The following is a 22,891-nucleotide window of genomic DNA, read 5'->3' as shown; positions in this document are numbered from 1 at the left end:
AAGGGGGGCGCCGCGTCCGAGGACGCGGCGCCCCCCTTCGCTCATTTCCGGCGGGAGAGCGCCAGCGTGCGGCGGGCGCCCGCCACGACCGCCGCGTCCACGAAGCGGCCGTCGGGCAGGGCCTGGGCGCCCGGCTCGGTGGCGGCGGCCTTGACGATGAGCTCGGCGGTCTCGACCTCGGCCGGGGTCGGGAGATAGGCGTGCTCGATCACCGGGAGCTGACGGGGGTGGATGGCCGCGCGGCCGAGGAAGCCCAGGGTGCGCCCGTGGGCGCAGGAGGCGGCGAGACCTTCGAGGTCCCGGATGTCCGGGTAGATCGACTGCGTGGGCGGCGCGAGGCCGGCGGCCCGGGCGGCGACCACGATCCGGGCGCGGGCCCAGTCCAGGCCCGCGTCCTCCCGTACGCCCAGGTCGGCCCGTAGATCCGCCTCCCCCAGCCCGATGCCGCGCACCGCCGGGTGGGCCGCGGCGATGGCGAAGGCGTGTTCGACACCGAGGGCGGTTTCCAGGAGGGCGTACAGGGGGATCGCGCCTCCTTCGGAGGGGGCCGAGTGTTCCGCGACCCGGACGACATCGGCCGGGGAGGTCACCTTGGGCAGCCGGAGGCCGGAGAGGCCGGGGAGCGGGGCGAGCGTCCTCAGGTCGGCCTCGGCGAAGGGACCGTCCAGCGCGTTCACGCGGACGTGGACCGGGACCGGGGGAGGGTCCGAGAGCAACTCGGCGGTGGCGGCGCGGGCGTACTTCTTGCGGTGCGGGGCGACCGCGTCCTCCAGGTCGATCAGGACGACGTCCGCGCCGGAGACGAGGGCCTTGGCCACCACTTCCGGGTGGTCTCCGGGGGCGTAGAGCCAGGTGAGCGGGAGGGCCGGGATCCTCATAGGGCGCCTTCCGATCTGAGGGTGGTGATCTCGGCCTCGGACAGGCCGAGTTCGGTGAGGACGGCGTCCGTGTCGGCACCGTGGGGGCGGCCCGTCCAGCGGATCGCGCCGGGGGTGGCGGAGAGCCGGAAGAGCACGTTCTGCATGCGCAGGGGGCCGAGTTCGGGGTCGGCGACGGTGGTGATCGTGTCCAGGGCCGCGTACTGCGGGTCCTCCATCACATCCCGTACGTCCTGGATCGGGGCCACCGCCGCCTCCGCCTTCTCGAAGGCGTCCAGGACCTCGGCGCGGCGGTGGCGGGCGATCCAGGAGCCCACCGCCTCGTCCAGGACGTCCGCGTGACGGGCCCGGTCGGCGCCCGTCGCGAACCACGGTTCCTCGATCAGCTCCGGGCGTCCGACCAGCCGCATCAGCCGCTCGGCGATCGACTGGGCGGAGGTCGAGACGGCGACCCAGGAGCCGTCCGCCGTGCGGTAGGTGTTGCGGGGCGCGTTGTTCGCGGAGCGGTTGCCGGTGCGGGGCTGGACGTAGCCCAACTGGTCGTACCAGAGCGGCTGTGGGCCGAGCACGGTGAGGATCGGCTCGATGATCGCCATGTCGACCACCTGGCCGCGGTCCGAGGCGTCGCGGGCGTGGAGCGCGGCCATGACGGCGTACGCCGTCGCCAGGCCCGCGATCGAGTCGGCCAGGCCGAAGGGCGGGAGGGTCGGCGGGGAGTCCGGTTCGCCGGTGATCGCCGCGAAGCCGCTCATCGCCTCGGCGAGGGTGCCGAAGCCGGGGCGGTGCGCGTACGGGCCGAACTGGCCGAAGGCGGTCACGCGGGCGAGGACGAGGCGGGGGTTGGCGGCCGACAGCTCCGCCCAGCCCAGGTCCCACTTCTCCAGGGTGCCGGGCCGGAAGTTCTCGATGATCACGTCGGCGGTGGCGGCGAGGCGCAGCAGGGTGGCGCGGCCGCCGGGCCTGGACAGGTCGAGGGTGATGGTGCGTTTGTTGCGGCCGAGGAGCTTCCACCACAGGCCGATGCCGTCCTTCGACGGGCCGTGGCCCCGGGACGGGTCGGGCTTGGCCGGGTGCTCGACCTTGACGACCTCCGCGCCGAAGTCGCCGAGCATGGTGGCGGCGAGCGGTCCGGCGAACAGGGTGGCGAGGTCGAGGACGCGCAGCCCGGTGAGCGGGCCGTCACTCGTCCCCGACGCGGTGAGCGGACCGCGGGCCGTCCCCGCCTCCGAGCCCGTATGCCCGCTCATGAGGTGTGCCGGGTGGTCGTGGTGGCCTGGGCGTCGATCTCGGAGCGGTACGGCATCGAGGACGAGGCGCCGGCGCGCTGTACCGACAGGGACGCGGCCGTCGACGCCCACGCGAGAGCGGCACGCATCGGCCGGCCCTCGGCGAGCGCGACCGCGAGGGTGCCGACGAAGGTGTCGCCCGCGCCGGTCGAGTCCACGGCGGTGACCCGTGGTGCGGGCACGGCGAGGGGTTCGGCGCCGCGGGCCGCGTACAGACTGCCCGCCGCGCCCAGGGTGACCACGACTTCCGGTACCTGGTCGAGCAGGGCGGTGGCCGCTTCGCGGGGGTCGGTGACGCCGGTGAGCGCGGCGGCCTCGTGCTCGTTGGGCACCAACAGGTCGATGGAGGCGAGGAGTTCGGGTGGCAGGGACTGTACGGGGGAGGGGGTCAGGACGGTGCGGACGCCGTGGCGGCGCGCGGCCTCGGCGCCCGCGAGGACGGCGGCCAGTGGGATCTCGAGCTGGAGCAGCAGCGCGTCGGCGCCGGCGATGAGGGCCTCGTCGCCGGGGGCGAGGTGGTCGACGGTGGCGTTGGCACCGGGGACGACGACGATCGCGTTGCCGCCCTCGTCGTCCACGACGATGTGCGCGGTGCCGGACGGGCCCTCGGTGGTGCGCAGGTGGTCGGTGTCCACGCCCGAGTGCTCCAGGGTCGTACGGAGCTGGGAGCCGAAGGCGTCGGCGCCCACCGCGCCGATCATCGAGACGTCGGAGCCCGCGTGGGCGGCGGCCACCGCCTGGTTGGCGCCCTTGCCGCCGGGGATCGTACGGAACTCCCGTCCCGTCACGGTCTCTCCGCGCTGCGGGGCCTTCGCGACGTACGCGACGAGGTCCATGTTCGTGCTGCCGAGCACGGCGATATGGGTCATGGGTGACGGGTCTCCCGGTGCGTGAGCTGGTGGGTCAGCTGGGCGAGGGTGTCGAAGCCGATGCCGTCGAAGTCGGCGACGGAGGTGGCGAGGCGGTTCTTGAGGGGGGTGGTCCAGCGGTCGGGGAGCGCGGCGGGGGTGCCGGTGAGAAGGCCCGCGACGCTGCCCGCCGTCGCGCCGTTGGAGTCGGTGTCCCAGCCACCGGACACCGCGCGACAGATGGAGCCGGAGAAGTCGCCGTTCGCGTGGGTGAGGGCGGCGGCGATCAGGGCGGTGTTGGGGAGGGCGTGGACCCAGTGGTAGGCGCGGTGGGTGGTGTGCAGTGCGTCGACGACCGTGTCGAAGTCCTCGGTGGTGCGGGCGAGGTGGACGGCGTGGCGGATCGCCTCGGCCAGCCGGGAGGCGGGGGGTACGACGGTGAGGCCGGTGCGCAGGCAGGCGTGGATGTCGCCGTGGCCGGTGGCCGCCTCGGCGATGGTGGCCGCCGTGAACATCGCGGCGTACACGCCGTTCGCGGTGTGGGTGAGGGTGGCGTCCCGGTGGGCCGCTGCCGCGGCGGCCGCCGGATCGCCCGGGTTGGTCCAGCCGTGGACGTCGGCGCGGATCAGGGCGCCGATCCACTCGCGGAAGGGGTTGCGGTGGTGGGCCGTGTGCGGGGGTTCGATGCCGGTGAGGAGGTTGCGGTAGGCGACGCGTTCGGCGGTGAACGTGCGGCCGGCGGGGAGTTCGTCCAGCCAGAGGCGGGCCACGTCGGCGGTCGTGAAGTCCCTGCCGTATCGCTGGAGCAACAGGAGGTTCAGGAGGGGGTAGTTGAGGTCGTCGTCCTCGGGCATGCCGTCGATGTTCTCGGCGAGGGAGGTGGGGGCGGAGCGTCTGTTCCAGGGGTGGGTCCGCAGGAGGTCGTCGGGTACGCCCCGGGCGGTGAACCAGGTGCGCAGGGGCCAGTTTCCGCCGGCCCGGGCCAGGTCGCGGATCCCTTCGAGGGGGAGTTTCTCCACCGGTTTGCCGAGCAGACAACCGACCGCTCTGCCGAGCCAGGCGGCTTCCAGTGGGGCCTGGGTGGGGGCGGGGGCCGGGGTGGGCCCGGGCCGGGCGGGCCAGTCCGGGCAGTGGGCCCTGATCTGCCCCAGGTCCGTCGGTTCCGCATCCGCCAACCCGCCGGGCAGCTCCGCCAGTTCGTCCAGGAGGTCGCCCGCCAGTGCGCGCAGATACCGCGAGGCCGGAGTCGGGGACGTGCCCGCGCGCGGTGGGGCCTTTGGGCCGCCCGCCGCGTGCCAGCGGGCGGCGATCGCCTCCGGTGCGCGGCCGTCCTGGCACGCCTGGGCGAGTTCGTGGCCGAGCAGGTCCTCGGGTTGGACCCAGGTCAGTCGGAGCGTCATGGGGTCCCCGTCAGCTCGGCGTGCGCGGACTCGTGGGCGCGACGACGGCCGACGTCACGAGCGAAGATCTCGCGGGTCACCTCGGTGAGGGCGGTCGCCGGGGCGTGCAGGTCCAGGCGGCTGGCCTCGGCGACCGTCTTGGCCCAGTCGTGGGGGATCTCGGAGCCGAGCGCGCCGGCGAGGGCGCCGGACATGGTGGCGATGGAGTCGCAGTCGCGGCCGTAGTTCACCGAGCCGAGGACCGCGTGCCGGTAGTCGCCCCCGGACACCACCAACATGCCCAGCGCGACGGGGAGTTCCTCGATCGCGTGGAGGCGGGAGGGGCGGCGGCCGGCGAGGGAGGGGGAGCGGTAGTCGGGGCCGACCGTGTCGTAGGGGGCCACCGCCTCGCGGAGCGGGATCAGCGCCGACTCGAAGTCCGTGTGACGGGCGGCGACTTCGCAGACCGCCTCGATCGCGGACCGGGTGCCGTCCTTCGCCAGGGACAGGCAGGCCGCGACGACCGAGTCCGGGGTCGCCCGGGGGGCGCACGCCGCCGCCACCCCCGCCGCGAAGACGCCCGCCGCCTCCCGCCCGTACGACGACTGGTGGGCGCCCGCGACGTCGAGCGCCTCGGCGTACGCGCCCGCCGGGTTGGCCGCGTTGACCAGGCCGACCGGCGCCATGTACATCGCGGCGCCGCAGTTGACGATGTTGCCGGAGCCGGCCTCCCGGGGGTCCACATGGCCGTAGTGGAGGCGGGCCACCAGCCACTTCTCCGCGAGGAAGATCCGCTGGAGGGGGATGGCCTCGGCCTCCAGTTCCGGGATCCAGCGCGGGCCCGTCATGAGGTCGGGGACCAGGTGCTCGGCCACGGCGTACGCGTCGAGGTGGTCGCGGACGGTGGCGTACACGCGTACCAGCGCGTGGGTCATCAGGGTGTCGTCGGTGACGTGTCCGTCGCCCTTGTGGTACGGGGCGATGGGGCGGGCGGTGCGCCAGGCGCCGCCGTTCCAGGGGCCGACGATGCCGTGGATCCGGCCGCCGTGCCGTTCGACGATCTGCTCGGGGGTGTAGCCCTCGACGGGGCCGCCCAGCGCGTCGCCGACGGCGGCTCCGACGAGGGCTCCGGTGATGCGTTCGTCGAGGGTTCCCGATCCTTCTCCTTTGGGCGTCATGCCCGAATCATCCCTCTGGGGTGGCCAGTTCCGTCGCTTCCAGGAGGTCGGCGAGTCCGATCAGGTCCGTGCCCGTGAGGCGGGGCAGCGCGCAGCCGGACAGGATGCGGCAGGCGTCGCGCCAGGAGGCCGGGATCGCGGCGCCCCCGCCCAGCGCGCCGGTGAGCGCGCCCGCGAGGGCCGGGGCCGAGTCCGCGACCCGGGACAGACAGGCGGCGGCGGGCACCGCCTCCGCGATCCGGCCGCGTGCGGCGGTGGCCAGGGCGAGGGCGACCGGCACGGTCTCCGCCGCCGCGATGCCGTAGCTGTAGACGTGGTCGACGATCTGGTGTTCCAGGAGGGGGACCAGGGCGAAGGTGTCCTCGCTGGCGCGGGCCAGCCGCAGTGCGTGCCGCGCGTTGCGGCCGATCTCCGTCGACTCGGGGAGCTCGGCGAGGGCGGCGTCCGCGCACGCGTCGACGTCGGCCCCGGCGAGGGCGAGCGCGAGGGCCGCGGCCATCGCGCGGGCGCCGTGCACCCCGTCGCCGTCCTGGGTGTAGCGGGCGTCGAACTCGGCGAGTTCCGCGGCGAGTCGGGGGTCGCCCGGGTGCGCCACGGCGAGCACACAGGCCCGTACGCAGGCCGCGTCGTCGAAGTAGTGCGGGTTGTCGTGGCCGGTGGCGGGCGGGCGCAGCCCGGTGGCGAGGTTGCCGAGGCCCGCCCGTACGGAGATCCGGGCGCGGAGGGGGAGCAGTGCGGACTCGACCTCGGGGGCGCGCTCGGCGGCCGCGGCGACCTCGCTGGCGACGGCGTTCCAGGACAGGTCGATGGACGCCCGCATCCGGCGTTCCCGGCTCAGGTCGCCGAGCGCGCTGCGGTCCCCGGCGCGCAGCACGGCCTCCGCCGCGAACGCCGCCCATTCCGCGTCGTCCGACGGGCCGAGCCGCAGGGGTTCCGGCGGCTGGTTCAGCGCGATGGGCACGGGCAGGGTGGTCGTCGCGTTCTGTTCCGCGAAGGTGTCCAGCTCGCGGGTCAGCCGCCGGGTCCACTCGGGCATCCGGGCCGCGCGGTGCCGGCCGGCGGGCCAGCCCGCGGCGTCGCCCGCGGCCAGTCCGAGCAGGAGGCCCTCGATCCGGCGGGGGCGCGGGGCGGGTGCGGGGGCGGCGCCCGGCTCGGTGCGGGGGGCCGTGTCCGACGAGGGGGTGTCCCCGGGGTCGGTCGTCGTGGGGGTGTCCCCGGGGTCGGACGTCGTGGGGGAGTCCCCGATGTCGGTCGTCGAGGGGGAGTCCTCGACGTCGGTCGTCGAGGGGAAGTCCTCGACGTCGCAGATCGAGACCGATCCCCCGGCTTCCGGTGCCGAGGCCGATCCCGTACCGGGTTCGTCGCCCACCAGGCCGGGTCTCATGGCTGCACCTCGTCATCGTCGTCGGCAAGGATGTAGTCACTGGTGAGGGCGTACAGGTCGGGGGGCGGAGGTGTCGTGTTCCCAGTCCCCCACTTCCCGTCGTCCCCCGGTGTGAGCAGTTCCGCCACGTCCAGTACGTGGTGGCCCGCCATGGAGGGCAGGCAGCTGCCGCGTGCCGGGCCGATCGCCGCCGCCCAGTCCGCCGGGATCGCGGCGGCACCCCGGGTCGCCCCGGCCAGCGCGCCCGCCACCGCGGCCGTGGTGTCGGCGTCACGGCCCATGTTGACGGCGGTGAGGACGGACTCGGCGAAGTCGCCGTCGGCGGCGGCGTACGCGCCGAAGGCGAGGGCGACGGCCTCGGGCGCCAGGTCCGTCCAGGGGTAGCCGCCGATGACGACCGCCGAGCGGACCGCCCGTTCCCCGCGGTGGGCGACGGCCACCGCCCGGCGCAGGGAGCGGGCCGTCCAGGAGTCGTCCGGGATCACGGCGAGCGCGGAGGCGACCACCGCGATCGTGGCCGCGCCCCCCATCGCCGCAGCGACCCCCGCCGCGACCGCCTGGCCGCCGTAGATGCCCTCGCCCTCATGGCTCACCGAGCCGTCGATCGCCACCAGCCGGGCCGCCTCCGCCGGGCGGCCCGCCGCGAAGACGCCGAAGGGAGCCGCCCGCATCGCCAGACCGTCGCTCCAGGCGTGCCGGTGCTGGGCGGAGATGGGGGCCGCGAGTCCCCGGCGCAGGTTCTCCAGGGTGCCGCGCTCGCTGAAGCCGGCGCCCCGGAACGGCCCCTCGTCGCGGTCGGCGATCCACTGGTGCCAGGCCGCCTCGACATGCGTCACGGTGAGCGCCGAACCGTGCCGGGCCAGCAGCAGCCCCGAGAAGATCGCGTACTCCGTGTCGTCCGTCCCGGCCGGGTGCTCGGCCACGTACCCCGTGATCCGTCCCCACTTCGCGCGGATCTGCGACGGCCTCATGTTCTCGGCGGGCGCGCCCAGCGCGTCCCCGACGGCGAGGCCGAGCAGCGCGCCGCGGGCCCGCTCGCGCAGAGCGGCCGAGTCCCCGGGGGCCGGGACGGAGGGAATGCAGGCGATGGAAGCCATACGGTGCCTCTCCTCTCAGGGCGCAGAGCCCTTTGGGGATGTGTCCCACGGGAGGGGGTGGGGAGAGCCGTCCGTGGCTCCTCATTCACCCGGTCGACATCTGTGCATGATCTTCAACAGATGAGCACTTGAGCGTAAAGCCGCAGGTTAGCTCAGCCTTTCCTTGCTGGCGGAGAAGAAATTCCAGGCGTAGTTTCATGGTTGTCAAAAAGTAGAAACAGTCCAATCGACGGATCCTGGGGGACCGGTATGTCCATCATCGACACCGAGGCGACGCTGCACGAGGCGCACCGCGACAACCACACCCACCGGGACGTGAACGGCGGATGGCTGCGCCCGGCGGTGTTCGGCGCGATGGACGGGCTCGTGTCCAACCTCGCCCTGATGACCGGTGTCGCCGGCGGGTCCGTCTCCCATCAGACGATCGTCATCACCGGGCTCGCGGGCCTGGCCGCCGGCGCCTTCTCCATGGCCGCGGGCGAGTACACCTCCGTCGCCTCGCAGCGCGAACTCGTCCAGGCCGAACTCGACGTCGAGCGCCGTGAGTTGAGAAAGCATCCGCAGGACGAGGAGCGCGAGCTCGCCGCGCTGTACGAGTCGCGCGGCGTCGATTCCGCGCTCGCCCGCGAAGTGGCCAAGCAGCTCTCGCGCGACCCCGAACAGGCCCTGGAGATACATGCCCGCGAAGAGCTCGGCATCGACCCCGGCGACCTGCCCTCCCCGGCCGTCGCCGCCGTGTCGAGTTTCGGCTCCTTCGCCCTGGGCGCCCTGCTCCCCGTGCTGCCGTATCTGCTCGGCGCGACCGTCCTGTGGCCCGCGCTGCTGCTCGCGCTGATCGGGCTCTTCGCGTGCGGCGCGATCGTGGCCCGGGTGACGGCTCGAAGCTGGTGGTACAGCGGAATCCGGCAGCTCGCGCTCGGGGGTGCCGCGGCGGGTGTGACGTACCTCCTGGGCAGCCTGTTCGGTACCGCCGTAGGATGATGTCTCGCGCACCTATGCACGGGACTGCATAAGTAGCCGTTACTCGCTGGTTTCGATCGCTTAACCACTGGGAATGAGCCGTAAGCGCTGCGGGCAATGAGGCCTGCGCCGCGCCAGTGCGGTGGGTGACGTTGCCCGCCGTACTCCGGGCCCACGGACATGGATCTGTCCGCTTAGGTCCCCTTAACTTCACTGTCGTGCGAGGTACCCCCACGCCACCCCACGGTGTCCGCATGTTGGAACGTAGTATCCGGTTCCCGAGAACCGCCCCATCATGTAACCTGCACGAAATTTTGCACCCCTAAGCAGAGGGCCAACGTCGTCCCTCGGCACATGCATATGCCACGACGACGACGGGAGAGCCGATGCGTACGCCGCGCCAGCCGTCCCAGCACTCCACGAATGGCCAGAAGTGGTCCTTCATGGATGCTCGCCCTGCTGCGCAGGGTATGTACGACCCCCGCAACGAGCACGACGCCTGTGGCGTCGGCTTCGTGGCCACCCTCACCGGTGAGGCGAGCTACGCGCTGGTCGAGCAGGCGCTCACCGTGCTGCGCAACCTGGAGCACCGGGGTGCCACCGGCGCCGAGCCCGACTCGGGCGACGGCGCGGGCATCCTGTCCCAGGTGCCCGACGCGTTCCTCCGTGAGGTGGCCGGATTCGAGCTGCCCGCGGCCGGCGCGTACGCGGTCGGCATCGCCTTCCTGCCCGAGGACGGCATCGAGGATGTCGTCTCACAGATCGAGACGATCGCCGCCGACGAGGACCTGACCGTCCTCGGCTGGCGCGAGGTCCCGGTCGCCCCCGAGCTGCTCGGCGCCACCGCCCGCTCCACGATGCCCGCCTTCCGGCAGATCTTCGTCACGGACGGCGTCTCGACCGGCATCGAGCTGGACCGCAAGGCGTTCGTGCTGCGCAAGCGCGCCGAGCGTGAGGCCGGCGTGTACTTCCCGTCGCTCTCCGCGCGCACCATCGTCTACAAGGGCATGCTGACCACCGGCCAGCTGGAGCCCTTCTTCCCGGACCTGTCCGACCGCCGCTTCGCCTCCGCGATCGCGCTCGTGCACTCCCGGTTCTCCACCAACACCTTCCCGAGCTGGCCGCTCGCCCACCCGTACCGCTTCGTCGCGCACAACGGCGAGATCAACACGGTCAAGGGCAACCGCAACTGGATGAAGGCCCGCGAGTCCCAGCTGGTCTCCGACCTCTTCGGTGACAAGGGCCTGGAGCGGGTCTTCCCGGTCTGTACGCCCGACGCCTCCGACTCCGCCTCCTTCGACGAGGTGCTCGAGCTCCTCCACCTCGGCGGCCGCTCGCTCCCGCACTCCGTGCTGATGATGATCCCGGAGGCGTGGGAGAACCACGACTCCATGGACCCGGCCCGCCGCGCCTTCTACCAGTTCCACGCCACGATGATGGAGCCCTGGGACGGCCCGGCCTGTGTCACCTTCACCGACGGCACCCAGGTCGGCGCGGTCCTCGACCGCAACGGTCTGCGCCCCGGCCGCTACTGGGTCACCGACGAGGGCCTCGTCGTCCTCGGCTCCGAGGTCGGCGTCCTCGACATCGACCCCGCGAAGGTCGTCCGCAAGGGTCGCCTCCAGCCCGGCAAGATGTTCCTCGTCGACACCGCCGAGCACCGCATCATCGAGGACGACGAGATCAAGGCCGCCCTCGTCGCCGACAAGCCGTACGCGGAGTGGCTCGAAGCCGGCGAGATCGAGCTCTCCGACCTCCCCGAGCGCGAGCACATCGTGCACACCCACGCCTCGGTCACCCGCCGCCAGCAGACCTTCGGCTACACCGAGGAAGAGCTGCGCATCATCCTCGCGCCGATGGCCAACACCGGCGGTGAGCCGCTGGGCTCCATGGGCACCGACTCCCCGATCGCGGCCCTGTCAGCGCGCCCGCGTCTGCTCTTCGACTACTTCACCCAGCTGTTCGCGCAGGTCACCAACCCGCCGCTGGACGCGATCCGCGAGGAGCTCGTCACCTCGCTGCGCTCCTCGCTGGGCCCGCAGGGCAACCTGCTGGAGCCCACGGCCGCGTCCTGTCGTAGCGTCACCCTGCCCTTCCCGGTGATCGACAACGACGAGCTGGCCAAGCTCATCCACATCAACGCCGACGGCGACATGCCGGGCATGAAGGCCGCGACCCTGTCCGGTCTCTACCGGGTCAGCGGCGGCGGCGACTCCCTCGCCGCGCGGATCGAGGAGATCTGCGCGGAGGCCGACGCCGCCATCGAGAACGGCGCCCGTCTGATCGTCCTGTCCGACCGCCACTCCGACGCCGAGCACGCGCCGATCCCCTCGCTGCTGCTCACCGCGGCCGTCCACCACCACCTCATCCGCACCAAGCAGCGCACCCAGGTGGGCCTGCTGGTCGAGGCGGGCGACGTCCGCGAGGTCCACCACGTGGCCCTCCTCATCGGCTTCGGCGCCGCCGCGGTCAACCCCTACCTGGCGATGGAGTCGGTCGAGGACCTGGTCCGCGCCGGCACCTTCCTGACCGGCATCGAGGCCGAGCAGGCCATCCGCAACCTGATCTACGCGCTCGGCAAGGGCGTCCTCAAGGTCATGTCCAAGATGGGCATCTCGACCGTCGCCTCCTACCGCGGCGCCCAGGTCTTCGAGGCCGTCGGCCTCGACCAGGCCTTCGTCGAGAAGTACTTCAACGGCACCGCCACCAAGATCGGCGGCGCCGGCCTCGACGTCATCGCCAAGGAGGTCGCGGCGCGGCACGCCAAGGCCTACCCGGCCTCCGGCATCGCCCCGGCGCACCGGGCCCTCGACATAGGCGGCGAGTACCAGTGGCGCCGCGAGGGCGAGCCGCACCTGTTCGACCCGGAGACGGTCTTCCGCCTCCAGCACTCGACGCGCTCCGGCAACTACGACATCTTCAAGAAGTACACCGACCGGGTGAACGAGCAGTCCGAGCGCCTGATGACGCTGCGTGGCCTGTTCGGCTTCAAGTCCGACCGGCAGCCGATCTCGATCGACGAGGTCGAGCCGGTGAGCGAGATCGTCAAGCGCTTCTCCACCGGCGCGATGTCGTACGGCTCCATCTCCAAGGAGGCGCACGAGACCCTCGCCATCGCCATGAACCAGCTGGGCGGCAAGTCCAACACCGGTGAGGGCGGCGAGGACGCGGACCGGCTCTACGACCCGGCGCGCCGCTCGTCGATCAAGCAGGTCGCCTCCGGCCGCTTCGGCGTCACGTCGGAGTACCTGGTCAACGCCGACGACATCCAGATCAAGATGGCGCAGGGTGCCAAGCCCGGCGAGGGCGGCCAGCTGCCCGGCCACAAGGTCTACCCGTGGGTCGCCAAGACCCGGCACAGCACCCCGGGCGTGGGCCTGATCTCCCCGCCCCCGCACCACGACATCTACTCCATCGAGGACCTGGCCCAGCTGATCCACGACCTCAAGAACGCGAACCCGCAGGCGCGGATTCACGTCAAGCTGGTCTCCGAGGTCGGTGTCGGCACGGTCGCCGCGGGTGTCTCCAAGGCGCACGCGGACGTGGTGCTCATCTCCGGCCACGACGGCGGTACGGGCGCCTCCCCGCTGACCTCCCTGAAGCACGCGGGCGGCCCCTGGGAGCTCGGCCTCGCCGAGACCCAGCAGACGCTGCTGCTCAACGGCCTGCGCGACCGTATCGTCGTACAGACCGACGGCCAGCTGAAGACCGGCCGTGACGTCGTCATCGCCGCGCTGCTCGGCGCCGAGGAGTTCGGTTTCGCGACCGCGCCGCTCGTCGTCTCCGGCTGCGTCATGATGCGCGTCTGCCACCTGGACACCTGCCCGGTCGGCATCGCCACCCAGAACCCGGTGCTGCGCGATCGCTTCGCCGGCAAGGCCGAGTACGTCGTGAACTTCTTCAAGTTCATCGCCGAAGAGGTCCGCGAGATCCTCGCCGAGCTGGGCTTCCGCACCATCGAGGAGGCCGTCGGCCACGCCGAGAACCTCGACGTGGAGCGGGCGGTCACCCACTGGAAGGCGCAGGGCCTGGACCTCTCCCCGCTCTTCCACGTGCCCGAGCTGCCCGAGGGCGCGGTGCGCCACCAGGTCATCGCCCAGGACCACGGTCTGGAGAAGGCGCTCGACAACGAGCTGATCAAGCTCGCCGCCGACGCGCTGGCCGCGAACACCCAGGCCGACGCCCAGCCGGTGCGCGCCCAGGTCGCGATCCGCAACATCAACCGCACGGTCGGCACCATGCTCGGCCACGAGGTGACGAAGAAGTTCGGTGGCGGGGGCCTGCCCGACGACACCATCGACATCACCTTCACCGGCTCCGCGGGCCAGTCCTTCGGCGCCTTCCTGCCGCGCGGCGTCACGCTGCGCCTGGAGGGCGATGCCAACGACTACGTCGGCAAGGGTCTCTCCGGCGGCCGGGTGATCGTCCGTCCCGACCGGGGCGCCGACCACCTCGCCGAGTACTCGACCATCGCGGGCAACACCATCGCGTACGGCGCGACGGGCGGCGAGCTCTTCCTGCGCGGCCGCACCGGCGAGCGCTTCTGCGTCCGCAACTCCGGCGCGACGGTGGTCTCCGAGGGCGTGGGTGACCACGGCTGCGAGTACATGACCGGCGGTCACGCGGTCGTCCTCGGCGAGACGGGCCGCAACTTCGCGGCCGGCATGTCCGGCGGCATCGCGTACGTCGTCGACCTGAACCGCGACAACGTCAACGCCGGCAACGTGGGCGCCGTCGAGGCCCTCGACGACACCGACAAGCAGTGGCTGCACGACGTGGTGCGCCGCCACCAGGAGGAGACCGGCTCGACCGTCGCCGAGAAGCTCCTGGCGGAGTGGGACACAGCGGTGGACCGCTTCAGCAAGATCATCCCCAGCACGTACAAGGCAGTGCTCGCCGCCAAGGACGCCGCCGAGCGAGCCGGACTCCCCGAGTCCGAGATCACCGAGAAGATGATGGAGGCGGCGACCAATGGCTGATCCCAAGGGCTTTCTGAACCACGGCCGCGAGGTCGCCAGGACCCGCCCCGTCGCGGAGCGCGTCAAGGACTGGAACGAGGTCTACGTTCCGGGCTCGCTGCTCCCGATCATCTCCAAGCAGGCCAGCCGTTGCATGGACTGCGGGATCCCGTTCTGCCACAACGGCTGTCCGCTGGGGAACCTGATCCCCGAGTGGAACGACTACGCCTACCGCGAGGACTGGTCCGCCGCGTCCGAGCGTCTGCACGCCACGAACAACTTCCCGGAGTTCACGGGCCGCCTGTGCCCCGCTCCGTGCGAGTCGGCGTGCGTGCTGGGCATCAACCAGCCCGCCGTGACCATCAAGAACGTCGAGGTCTCGATCATCGACAAGGCGTGGGACACGGGCGACGTCGCCCCGCGGATCCCCGAGCGCCTGTCGGGCAAGACCGTCGCCGTCATCGGTTCGGGCCCGGCGGGCCTGGCCGCCGCCCAGCAGCTCACCCGGGCGGGCCACACGGTCGCCGTGTACGAGCGTGCCGACCGCGTCGGCGGCCTGCTGCGCTACGGCATCCCCGAGTTCAAGATGGAGAAGCGGCACATCAACCGCCGCATCGAGCAGATGCGCGCGGAGGGCACCCGCTTCCGCACCGGCATCGAGATCGGCCGCGACCTCAAGGCGACGGACCTGCGCAAGCGGTACGACGCCGTGGTCATCGCCGCCGGTGCGACGACCGCGCGTGACCTCCCGGTCCCCGGCCGCGAGCTCAAGGGCATCCACCAGGCCATGGAGTACCTGCCGCTGGCCAACAAGGTGCAGGAGGGCGACTACGTGGCGCCCCCGATCACGGCCGAGGGCAAGCACGTCGTGGTCATCGGCGGCGGCGACACCGGCGCGGACTGCGTGGGCACCGCCCACCGCCAGGGCGCGGCCTCGGTCACGCAGCTGGAGATCATGCCGCAGCCCGGCGAGGAGCGGAGCCCGGGCCAGCCCTGGCCGACGTTCCCCATGCTCTACAAGGTCACCTCCGCGCACGAGGAGGGCGGCGACCGCGTCTACTCGGTCTCCACCACCCACTTCGAGGGCGACGAGGACGGAAACGTCCAGTGGCTGCACCTCACCGAGGTCGAGTTCGTCGACGGCAAGCTGAACCAGAAGCCGGGCACGGAGCGCAAGATCCCCGCCCAGCTGGTCACGCTGGCCATGGGCTTCACCGGCACCGACGTCGAGAACGGCGTGGTCTCGCAGTTCGGCCTGGAGCTCGACGCGCGCGGCAACATCGCCCGCGACGCCGAGTTCGCGACCAACGTGCCCGGCGTGTATGTCGCCGGTGACGCCGGCCGCGGCCAGTCGTTGATCGTCTGGGCCATCGCGGAGGGCCGCTCGGCCGCCCGCGGGGTCGACCGCTTCCTGACCGGGGCCAGCGACCTGCCGGCCCCGATCCGCCCGACGGACCGCTCACTGATGGTCTGACGCTCCACCCCAACAAACGTCCCGTACAACGGCGTACGGAACTGAACGCGGCGCCTGCCTTGTCCCCGACCGGACGGTGGTGGGCGCCGTGGTGCGTCGTCAGCGGGTTGGACGGTGGCGGGCGCGGTGACGCGCCGTCAACAGGTCGGGTCGGCGGCGGCGCGTCGTGGTGGCCGGTCTCATGCGGCCGGGTGCCCGGTGTCGTCCGGCCAGACCCCGATGTGGTCCTGCTCCAGTTCCAGCATCACCCGGTCCTCCATTCCGAGGGCCGCGGTGTACTCGGCGGGCAGCTGGAGCCGGCCGGCCCGGTCCAGCGTCGCGAACTCCCGTGCCACCAGGGACTCCTGGCCCTCCGCGTCGACCTCCGTGCGGCGCAGCACCTCCGTCGAGGTACGGCCGTCACGGATCGCGACCGCGCGGCGGACCTCGCCGGCGACCGCCTGGTCGTGCGTGACGATCACGATCGTCGTGCCCAGCTCCTCGTTGGCCCGGCGGAACGCCGCGAAGACCTCCGCGCCGGTGGCCGAGTCCAGCTCACCGGTCGGTTCGTCGGCGAGCAGCACCGACGGCGAGTTGGCGAGGGCCACGGCGATCGCGACCCGCTGCTGCTGCCCCCCGGACATCTGCTGGGGCCGACGGTCCCGGCAGTCGGCGACGCCGAGCATCGCGAGCAGTTCCTCCGCCCGCTCGGCCCGCCGCTTCCCGCGGCCCCGGCCGCCCTTCAACTGCATGGGCAGCGCCACGTTCTGGGCCGCCGTCAGATAGGGGAGGAGATTGCGGGCCGTCTGCTGCCAGACGAAACCGACCACCTCACGGCGGTAGCGCAGCCGGTCCTTCGCGTTCATCGTGAGCAGATCGCGGCCCGCGACCCGCGCGGCGCCCGCGGTGGGCACGTCGAGGCCGGCGAGGATGTTCATCAGGGTCGACTTGCCGCTGCCGGAGGCGCCGACCAGGGCCATCAACTCGCCCTCCTGGACCAGCAGATCGAGCCCTTGGAGCGCCTGCACCTCCACCCCGGCGGAGCCACCGCGCCGAGCGGAGCCGTCCCCGGCCGCCCGGCCGGAGAAGATGCGGACCAGCCGGTCGCAGGCGATCAGGGCGTCCCGCCCGTACGCGGGCCGGTCGCGGCGCGCCGCCGCCCGATGCTCCAGCTCCGCCAGGCTCGTCCGCGAGGTCGTCGGGGTCATCGCATGCCTCCTGTCCTGAGTTCGGTGATCGACGTACGGCGCCCCGCCCACCAGGCCTGCGCGACGGCCACCGCCCACGCCAGCAGCACCGTGCCCGCCGCGGGCAGGAGCAGCGACCACAGGTCGGTACGCAGCGACGCGCCGATCACCGGCACTCGGCCCGCCGCGGTGGCCAGCGCGAGACGTTCCAGGTCGATGCCGGGAGCGAGCAGCCGGACCGTGGCCCAGCCGGCGAGCATTCCGCCCGAGGCCGCGAGCAGCGCCTGAGGCAGCGCGTCCAGACTGAGCAGCCGACGGCCCTGGCGGGACGTGAGGCCCATGGTGTGCAGCCGGGCCAGCAGCGCGGCTCGTTCCGGCGCGGACTGAAGGAGGGAGAGCAGCAGGGCGAGTACGGCGTACCCCGCACCGGCCAGGGCGGCCGTGGTGTAGATCCGCTCGGCGCCCGCCTGCAACGGCGCGTCGGAGAGCGCCGCCCGCTCCTCGTCGCGCGACGTCACGGTGAGGCCCTTCCCGGCGCCGCGCACGGCCGTCCGCAGGGCCGGTGCGTCGAGTGCGGCACCGGTCGCCAGCAGCGTCGTCGGGTCGGAGTGCGTGAGGCCCGCGGCGTCGACCAGCAGGAAGTCGGCGCCGGGGGCGGCGGGGGTGCGGGAGCGTACGGCGGCGACCCGGACGGTGATGTCACCCGCGAGGGACGTGATCCGACGCGGCGCGCGGCCCAGACGCTCCGCGAGACCGGGGGAGGCGACGGCGTTCAGCACACGCCCCGTCCCCGCACCTTGCGCCCCCTTGGGCTTCAACACATCCGCGGGGAACGCCCCGAGATGCGTCTGCCGGGCCAGCCGGGCGTACGACGCCGGCTCGACCCCGATCAGCGTCAGGCCCTCCTTCGCCCCCGCCCCGCCGGAGGTGAGCTCCGCCGTGCGCTCGATCCGCACGGCCGTCACCGCACGCACGGCCGCGACCTTCCGTACCGCCCCTGCCAGGCCCGCCGGGAGCGGCGTCACCTCGCCCGGCCCGGCGATCCGCGCGTCCGCGCCGGTCGCCAGCAGCGCGGCCCGGTCCCGGGCGTCGGACACCCCGGCGAGCACGGAACCCCCGAACGCCGCCGTCGTCAGGGCCAGCAGCAGCGCCAGCAGCGGCAGCGCGACGCCCACCGTCGAGGAGCGGCCCGCGCGGGCCAGCGACAGGAAACCGACCACCCCGCGCCCTCGCGCGGCCGGGCGCGCGGCCCACCGCAGCGGCAGCGGATACAGCCGTACGAGCACCAGCGCCGCGATCAGCCCGACCAGGACCGGGGCGGCGCTCACCAGGAGGTCGCCCGCGCTGGACGCGCCGCGCCGCCGCAGCGCCACGACCGAGCCGACGGCCAGCACCAGCACGGTGAGTTCGGCGACCGTGCGGCGCCTGCCGGGCCTGGCGTGGGCGAGATCGTCGCGCTCCGCGTGCGCCCACGGCCTGCGGTGCGCCACGACCGCCCGCACCGGCAGTACGGCACAGGCGAGGAGAGCGACGGCGGACGCCCCGAGCACGGCGGGCAGGAGCCGGGCCTCGTCGACGGTGAGCACGGCGAGCAGCAGACCGGCGGTGGCCGCGGGCACCGCCACGACCGCGGTCTCGGCGAGGAGCCGTCCGGCGATCCCGCGCAGCGAGCCGCCCCGCGCACGCAGCAGGGCGAGTTCGGCGGCCCGGCGGACGGCGATCAGCCCGCCGGCCATCACCAGGACGACGGCGGCGACCGCGCCGATCCCGAACGCCCCGACCGCCACCACGGGCGTGATCGCCACGCGGGTCGTCGAGTAGGAGCCGACGACCGTCTCCAGATCGGTGGCGACGGCCGCGGTGCCCCCGGCCACCTCGCGCATCCGTAGCAGCTCGGGCCCGCCTTCGAGGGAGGCGATCCGGGAGACGAGCCCCGGGACGTCCTGTGCGGTGAGCCGGTCGGTGGCGGGGGCGAACCGCCAGTACAGCTCCGGCTCTCCCTGGCTGCCGAGGAGCACCGGGGCGGCGCCGGGCGCCAGCAGCAGGCCCGCGTCCCAGTAGAACTGCGGCGGGACCGGGGCGTCCGCGGCCACGCCCGGGGTGCGCAGGACCGGCTCCGCGGACCAGTAACCGCCCTGCGGACGCCGGGGCTCCACGATCCCGGTGATCCGCACGACCAGCGGCGTGCCCCCGAAGCCGTCCACGTCGATGACGGAACCGACCCGCAGCCGCAGCGTCCGGGCGGTCGCCTCGGTCACCGCGGCCTCGACCTTCCTGGTGCCCGCCGTCACCTCCCCGGTGGCGATGGGGAGCCGCCCGCCGCGCACGGTGGAGTGGGCGGCGAGTCCCGACTGCGCGACCAGCGTGAAACGGGGCGGCGCGTCGATCACCGGCAGCCAGTGATTCAGCCCGACGAGGCTCTTGGAGGTCCGTACCCCGTAGGCCGACTCCATGGTGTCCGCCCGCAGCGGCGCGGGCAGCCTGGCCAGCGCCGCGCGCCGGACGGCCGCGAGCGCCGGGGGCCGCACCGCCTTCTCCCGGGTGGACTGCGCGATCTCCAAGCCCGGCTGCGGCGCGCTCAGTTCCACCGAGGTGGCGGCCGGGGGCGCCCCGGCGATCTCCTGCCGCAGCCCTTTCGTCTCGTACGCGTCGAGGGCGCGCGGCAGCGCCGCCGCGAGGAACGCCGTGACCAGTACGAGCACTCCGAACGCGACGGCCGCCCCGGGGGCGGTCCGCAGCCGCGTACGCACCCAGGGCGCCACACCGCGCTCCGTGCGCTGTCTCCCCCAGGCCATCTCAGCTGTCCCCCTGGTGGCGGAGCGCGACCGCCGGGTCGGCGCGGCGGACAGCCGTCGCGGCGCTGATCAGCAGGGGCAGGGCCGCGACGCCCACGAGGAGCAGCGCCACCTGGGACACCGGGAGTTCGACGAGGACGCGGGGGACCGGTCGCGCGGCCCCCGGGGTCAGCACGATCAGCGGAACGACGGCCCGGGTCAGGACGGTGCCGAGGCCGAGACCGGCGAGCAGACCGGCCCCGATCAGCAGGCCCTGCTCCACGGCGACCAGCCGGGCGAGTTCCCGGCGGCCCGCACCCAGGGCCCTGAGCACGGCGAACTCCGCGGACCGCTCGCGCCGGGAGCCCGCGGTGCCCACCGCGAAGCCGCCCGCGGCGAGGACCGCGGCGGCCACCGCCACCGCCAGCAGCGCCGCGCGCGGCCCGGCGCCGAGCGGATCGCCCAGCAGCCGGTCCGCGGCCTCGTCCCGTACGAGCACCTGGTCCGGCTCGATGTCGGGGCGGCCCCGCAGCGCGGCCGCGACCTGCGCGGCCCTGCCGGGGGCGGTGCTCAGCCACCATTCGGCGGGTGCGAGCGGAGCGCGTGCGCGCTGCGCGAACACGGCGTTCACGGCGCGCAGATCCAGCAACAGAGCGCCCCCGTCCGCCCCGCCCTCGCCCGCCGCTCCGTCCGATGCTCCCGCTGTGTCCGCGCCGGCCCCGGCCCAGGCCGCGCCCGCTCCGGTCGTCGGCAGCTCGCTCACCGACCGCACGATCGTCACCCGCAGCCGCTCCCCGTCCAGCGTCATGTCGATGCTCTCGCCCGGCTCGGTCCCGGCCGCGCGCAGGAACGCCCGGGTGGCGACGGCCGCGATCGGTGCCGGGGGCGTGGCCCGCGCGGTGTCGAGGCGGACGGTGAACTCCGGCGGACCGGAGGCCCATGCGTCGCTTCCGGGCGCGTTGCCCGTCCCGTACGCGACCGTGAGCGGCGCCGTCCTCGACGCGGCCGGACGCAGGGCCGTCGACGGGAGCGCCGCTCCGTCCGCCGTCTCGGTCCTGCTGCCGCGCCAGCGCACCCCGACGGGCACCGCGACCGCGCGGGCGGTTCCGTCGGGGCCCGTGGACAGCATGCGCACGACGGTGAGCCGGTGCTGTTCGGGCTCGCCCGCGGGAACCGTGCCGTCGAGCTGCAGCCCGGCCAGCCGCAGCGGCCCGGCAGGCGTGGCGCGGGCGCCCGAAGCCGACACGTCCAGGTCGAGGGTGACCCGGTGGACCCGGCCGTCGACGGGCAGCTTCCCGGCGCTCAGCCGGTACGCGATGCCGTAGCCGTCCTCGACGACGACGGTGACCAGCGGCGCGAGTCCGGAAGGAGAACGCCCCGCCTTCGCCTCTCCACCCGCGGCCGTCGTCCCGCCCGTTGCCGCCGGCTCGTCGGTGATCCGCAGGTCGAGCGCGAGCCGCCGGGTGCCGTCGGGCAGCGACACCGAGAGTCCGGCCGCCTTCTCCCGAGGCGCGAGACCCCGCAGCAGCCGTCCCACGGGCTCGTCGGCGAGGTCGCCGCGCAGCAATATCCCCTCCCCGGCGTGCGCCGTGTCCAGAGCGAGCACCGTCGCCCTGCGACCGCCGGAGAGGTCCGTGGTGGCGCGGTAGGCGGGAGCGGCGTCCCGTACCCCGGGCAGCGCGGCGTACAGACCGGTCTGGCCGGGGCTGCCCGGCCTGCCGTCCAGCACTCGCACGGAAGCACCCGTCCCGAAGTCCGCCTGGTCGCCCTGCGACCGCTGCCACGACGCGCTCTGCCCGATCGCCAGCATCCCGGTCGTCACGGCCAGGACCAGCAGCAGCACCGGCCCCGCCCCACGCAGCGGACGCCGGCTGAACTGCCAGCCCGCCAGCGCCGCCGGCAGGCCCCGCCCGCTCGCGGCCCGCCGCTCCGCGAGCCGCGCACCCAGCGGCAGCAGCCGCAGCGTCAGCACCGTGCCCGCCAGCAGGGCCAGTGCGGGCGCCGCGACCAGCAGCGGATCGATGCCCAGATCGCCCGCCCGGTCACGGCTGAGCGCGCCGCCACCGGACGAGCCGGTCTGCCGGTCGAGTTGCCAGTACGCCACCGCCGCGATCAACAGCAGCCCCACGTCGGCCCCGGCCCGCACCGGCGCCGCGCCCGCCGCGGCCCGCACACGCCGCAGCCGCGGCGGCGCACCCGCCGTCGCGGCCAGCGCGGGCGCCACGACCGCCGCCGCGCAGCACACCGCGACCCCGGCCGCGACCAGCCACACCTGGAGCACCGGAGCGTCCCCGAGCCGCACCCCGGACCGGTCGAGGGACGACCACCGGGCGAGCAGCCGCATTGGCGGACCGGACACCAGCGCGGCACCCACCGCCGCCGGTACGGCGAGCAGCAGCGCCTCCAGCACGGCGAGGCCCGTGATCCGGCGGCGCGAGGCACCCCGCGCCTTCAGCAGATCGGTCTCGCCCGCCCGCTCGGTGTCGAGCAGCCGCGCCACCAGCAGCAGCGCGTACCCGGCGAGCAGCACCAACTGGACGGAGACGATCATCAGCGTGGACCGGGAGACGAGCAGCGCGCGCCCGGTCCTGTCGAGCACGGCGGGCAGCGCCGTCCGCACGGTCGCCCCGGCTCCGAACACCGCGTTCTTGCGCAGCACTTCGGGCTCGCGGGCCGAGGCCTCGCGCAGCGCGTCGATGCCGTCGGTGGTCAGACTCCGGTAGTGGGCCGTCGCCACCCATCCGGTGGTGCCCGCGGAGGTGCGGGAGGCGAGGACGGACGGGTCGGCGAGCAGCGGGCCGTAGGTGGTGAAGTCGACGGTGCGCACCCCGTGACCGCCGAGGGTGTCCAGCTGCCAGTACGGATCCGCGCTGTCGGCGGCCCGGTACACGCCGGTGACCCGGACCGTCAGGGGCGCGCCACCCAGCCGGTCGGTCAGGGAGATCCGCGCGCCGGGCCGCACCTTCAGCCGGTCGGCGGCCACTTCGGGCAGCGCCACGGGCACGGGAGCGGTGCGCGCCGCCGGGGCCGGGCCGGGCAGCGTGCCCGAGACCAGCCTGATCCGCGACCGGTCGAGGGCGGCGAAGTGGGTGAGGTCCGGGTGCCCCGTGCGGCCATCGGCGACCTGGAAAGAACGGGGCAGCGCGTACGGCCCCGAACCGCGCAATGTCCGTACGGTCACCGGAAGCCCCGCGAAGGTCCGGCGCGCGCCGCGGACCGCCGCGTCCTGGGCCGCCTCCTCCCGGCCGCGGGGCACGTCGGCGCTGATGACGAGTGAGGCGGAGGTCGCGGCCGGGCCGCTCAGGTTCTGTCGGAGCGCGGCGTCCCCGACCGAGGCGGAGAACGCGGCGAGGGCGGCGAGCACCGAGGTGGTCAGCAGCACCGCGAGCAGGGCGGCGCCGAGCAGCAGCCGATGCGCCCGAACGCGCAGCAACAAGAAGCCCGTCACTCGTCCCCCACCCGATTGCCGAGCCACCCCTCGCCAACCCGACATGAATATCATGGGGTTC

Annotated in this window: 13 protein-coding genes; 3 read left to right on the top strand and 10 right to left on the bottom strand. The window is 73.8% G+C overall.

Annotated elements, in window-relative coordinates:
• Window positions 1-41 precede the first annotated feature (41 nt).
• Genes AAFF41_RS14595 through AAFF41_RS14565 form a run of 7 tightly spaced genes read right to left on the bottom strand, consistent with a single transcriptional unit; the run spans window position 42 to window position 8,050 of the window.
• Complete coding sequence (locus AAFF41_RS14595) at window positions 42-878, bottom strand: HpcH/HpaI aldolase/citrate lyase family protein (RefSeq protein WP_254650256.1); 837 nt, start codon at window positions 876-878, stop codon at window positions 42-44.
• Window positions 875-2,125, bottom strand: a complete 1,251-nt coding sequence (locus AAFF41_RS14590) for a CaiB/BaiF CoA transferase family protein (RefSeq protein WP_343324056.1) — start codon at window positions 2,123-2,125, stop codon at window positions 875-877. Before AAFF41_RS14590 ends, AAFF41_RS14595 begins: the two co-directional genes overlap by 4 nt.
• Window positions 2,122-3,033, bottom strand: a complete 912-nt coding sequence (gene rbsK / locus AAFF41_RS14585) for a ribokinase (protein ID WP_319748321.1) — start codon at window positions 3,031-3,033, stop codon at window positions 2,122-2,124. Before rbsK ends, AAFF41_RS14590 begins: the two co-directional genes overlap by 4 nt.
• On the bottom strand, window positions 3,030-4,412 hold the full coding sequence (locus AAFF41_RS14580) for an ADP-ribosylglycohydrolase family protein (protein WP_343324055.1): 1,383 nt from the start codon (window positions 4,410-4,412) through the stop codon (window positions 3,030-3,032). The genes rbsK and AAFF41_RS14580 overlap by 4 nt, the downstream gene beginning before the upstream one ends.
• Entirely contained in the window at window positions 4,409-5,569 is a 1,161-nt protein-coding gene (locus AAFF41_RS14575; RefSeq protein WP_319748319.1) for an ADP-ribosylglycohydrolase family protein, read from the bottom strand. Before AAFF41_RS14575 ends, AAFF41_RS14580 begins: the two co-directional genes overlap by 4 nt.
• A gap of 7 nt (window positions 5,570-5,576) precedes the next feature.
• Window positions 5,577-6,953, bottom strand: coding sequence for an ADP-ribosylglycohydrolase family protein (locus AAFF41_RS14570; protein ID WP_319748318.1), 1,377 nt, complete (start codon window positions 6,951-6,953; stop codon window positions 5,577-5,579).
• Window positions 6,950-8,050 carry an ADP-ribosylglycohydrolase family protein gene (locus tag AAFF41_RS14565; RefSeq protein ID WP_319748317.1) on the bottom strand — a complete coding sequence of 367 codons (1,101 nt, stop codon included), beginning with the start codon at window positions 8,048-8,050 and terminating at the stop codon, window positions 6,950-6,952. Before AAFF41_RS14565 ends, AAFF41_RS14570 begins: the two co-directional genes overlap by 4 nt.
• A gap of 249 nt (window positions 8,051-8,299) precedes the next feature.
• Here AAFF41_RS14565 and AAFF41_RS14560 point away from each other — a divergent pair, with 249 nt between their 5' ends.
• From AAFF41_RS14560 to AAFF41_RS14550, 3 genes are all read left to right on the top strand, one after another.
• Window positions 8,300-9,031 (top strand): VIT1/CCC1 transporter family protein, encoded by a 732-nt coding sequence (locus tag AAFF41_RS14560; protein WP_060902111.1) that lies wholly within the window; start codon window positions 8,300-8,302, stop codon window positions 9,029-9,031.
• 365 nt (window positions 9,032-9,396) lie between these two features.
• On the top strand, window positions 9,397-13,989 hold the full coding sequence (gltB, locus tag AAFF41_RS14555; protein WP_319748316.1) for a glutamate synthase large subunit: 4,593 nt from the start codon (window positions 9,397-9,399) through the stop codon (window positions 13,987-13,989).
• Window positions 13,982-15,442 (top strand): glutamate synthase subunit beta, encoded by a 1,461-nt coding sequence (locus AAFF41_RS14550; RefSeq protein ID WP_054236024.1) that lies wholly within the window; start codon window positions 13,982-13,984, stop codon window positions 15,440-15,442. The genes gltB and AAFF41_RS14550 overlap by 8 nt, the downstream gene beginning before the upstream one ends.
• A gap of 179 nt (window positions 15,443-15,621) precedes the next feature.
• Here AAFF41_RS14550 and AAFF41_RS14545 read toward each other — a convergent pair whose 3' ends face one another.
• Genes AAFF41_RS14545 through AAFF41_RS14535 form a run of 3 tightly spaced genes read right to left on the bottom strand, consistent with a single transcriptional unit; the run spans window position 15,622 to window position 22,830 of the window.
• Window positions 15,622-16,629 (bottom strand): ABC transporter ATP-binding protein, encoded by a 1,008-nt coding sequence (locus AAFF41_RS14545; RefSeq protein WP_319748315.1) that lies wholly within the window; start codon window positions 16,627-16,629, stop codon window positions 15,622-15,624.
• Window positions 16,626-19,403: an ABC transporter permease gene (locus tag AAFF41_RS14540; protein ID WP_343324054.1), complete on the bottom strand. Its 2,778-nt coding sequence runs from the start codon at window positions 19,401-19,403 to the stop codon at window positions 16,626-16,628. The genes AAFF41_RS14545 and AAFF41_RS14540 overlap by 4 nt, the downstream gene beginning before the upstream one ends.
• Window position 19,404: 1 nt before the next feature.
• A complete protein-coding gene (locus AAFF41_RS14535; protein WP_343324053.1) occupies window positions 19,405-22,830 on the bottom strand; it encodes an FtsX-like permease family protein in 3,426 nt (1,141 codons plus the stop codon).
• Window positions 22,831-22,891: the final 61 nt, after the last annotated feature.

It is taken from the genome of Streptomyces mirabilis (genome assembly GCF_039503195.1).
GTDB lineage: Bacteria > Actinomycetota > Actinomycetes > Streptomycetales > Streptomycetaceae > Streptomyces > Streptomyces mirabilis_D.
This window is presented reverse-complemented; position numbering and strand designations above follow the sequence as displayed.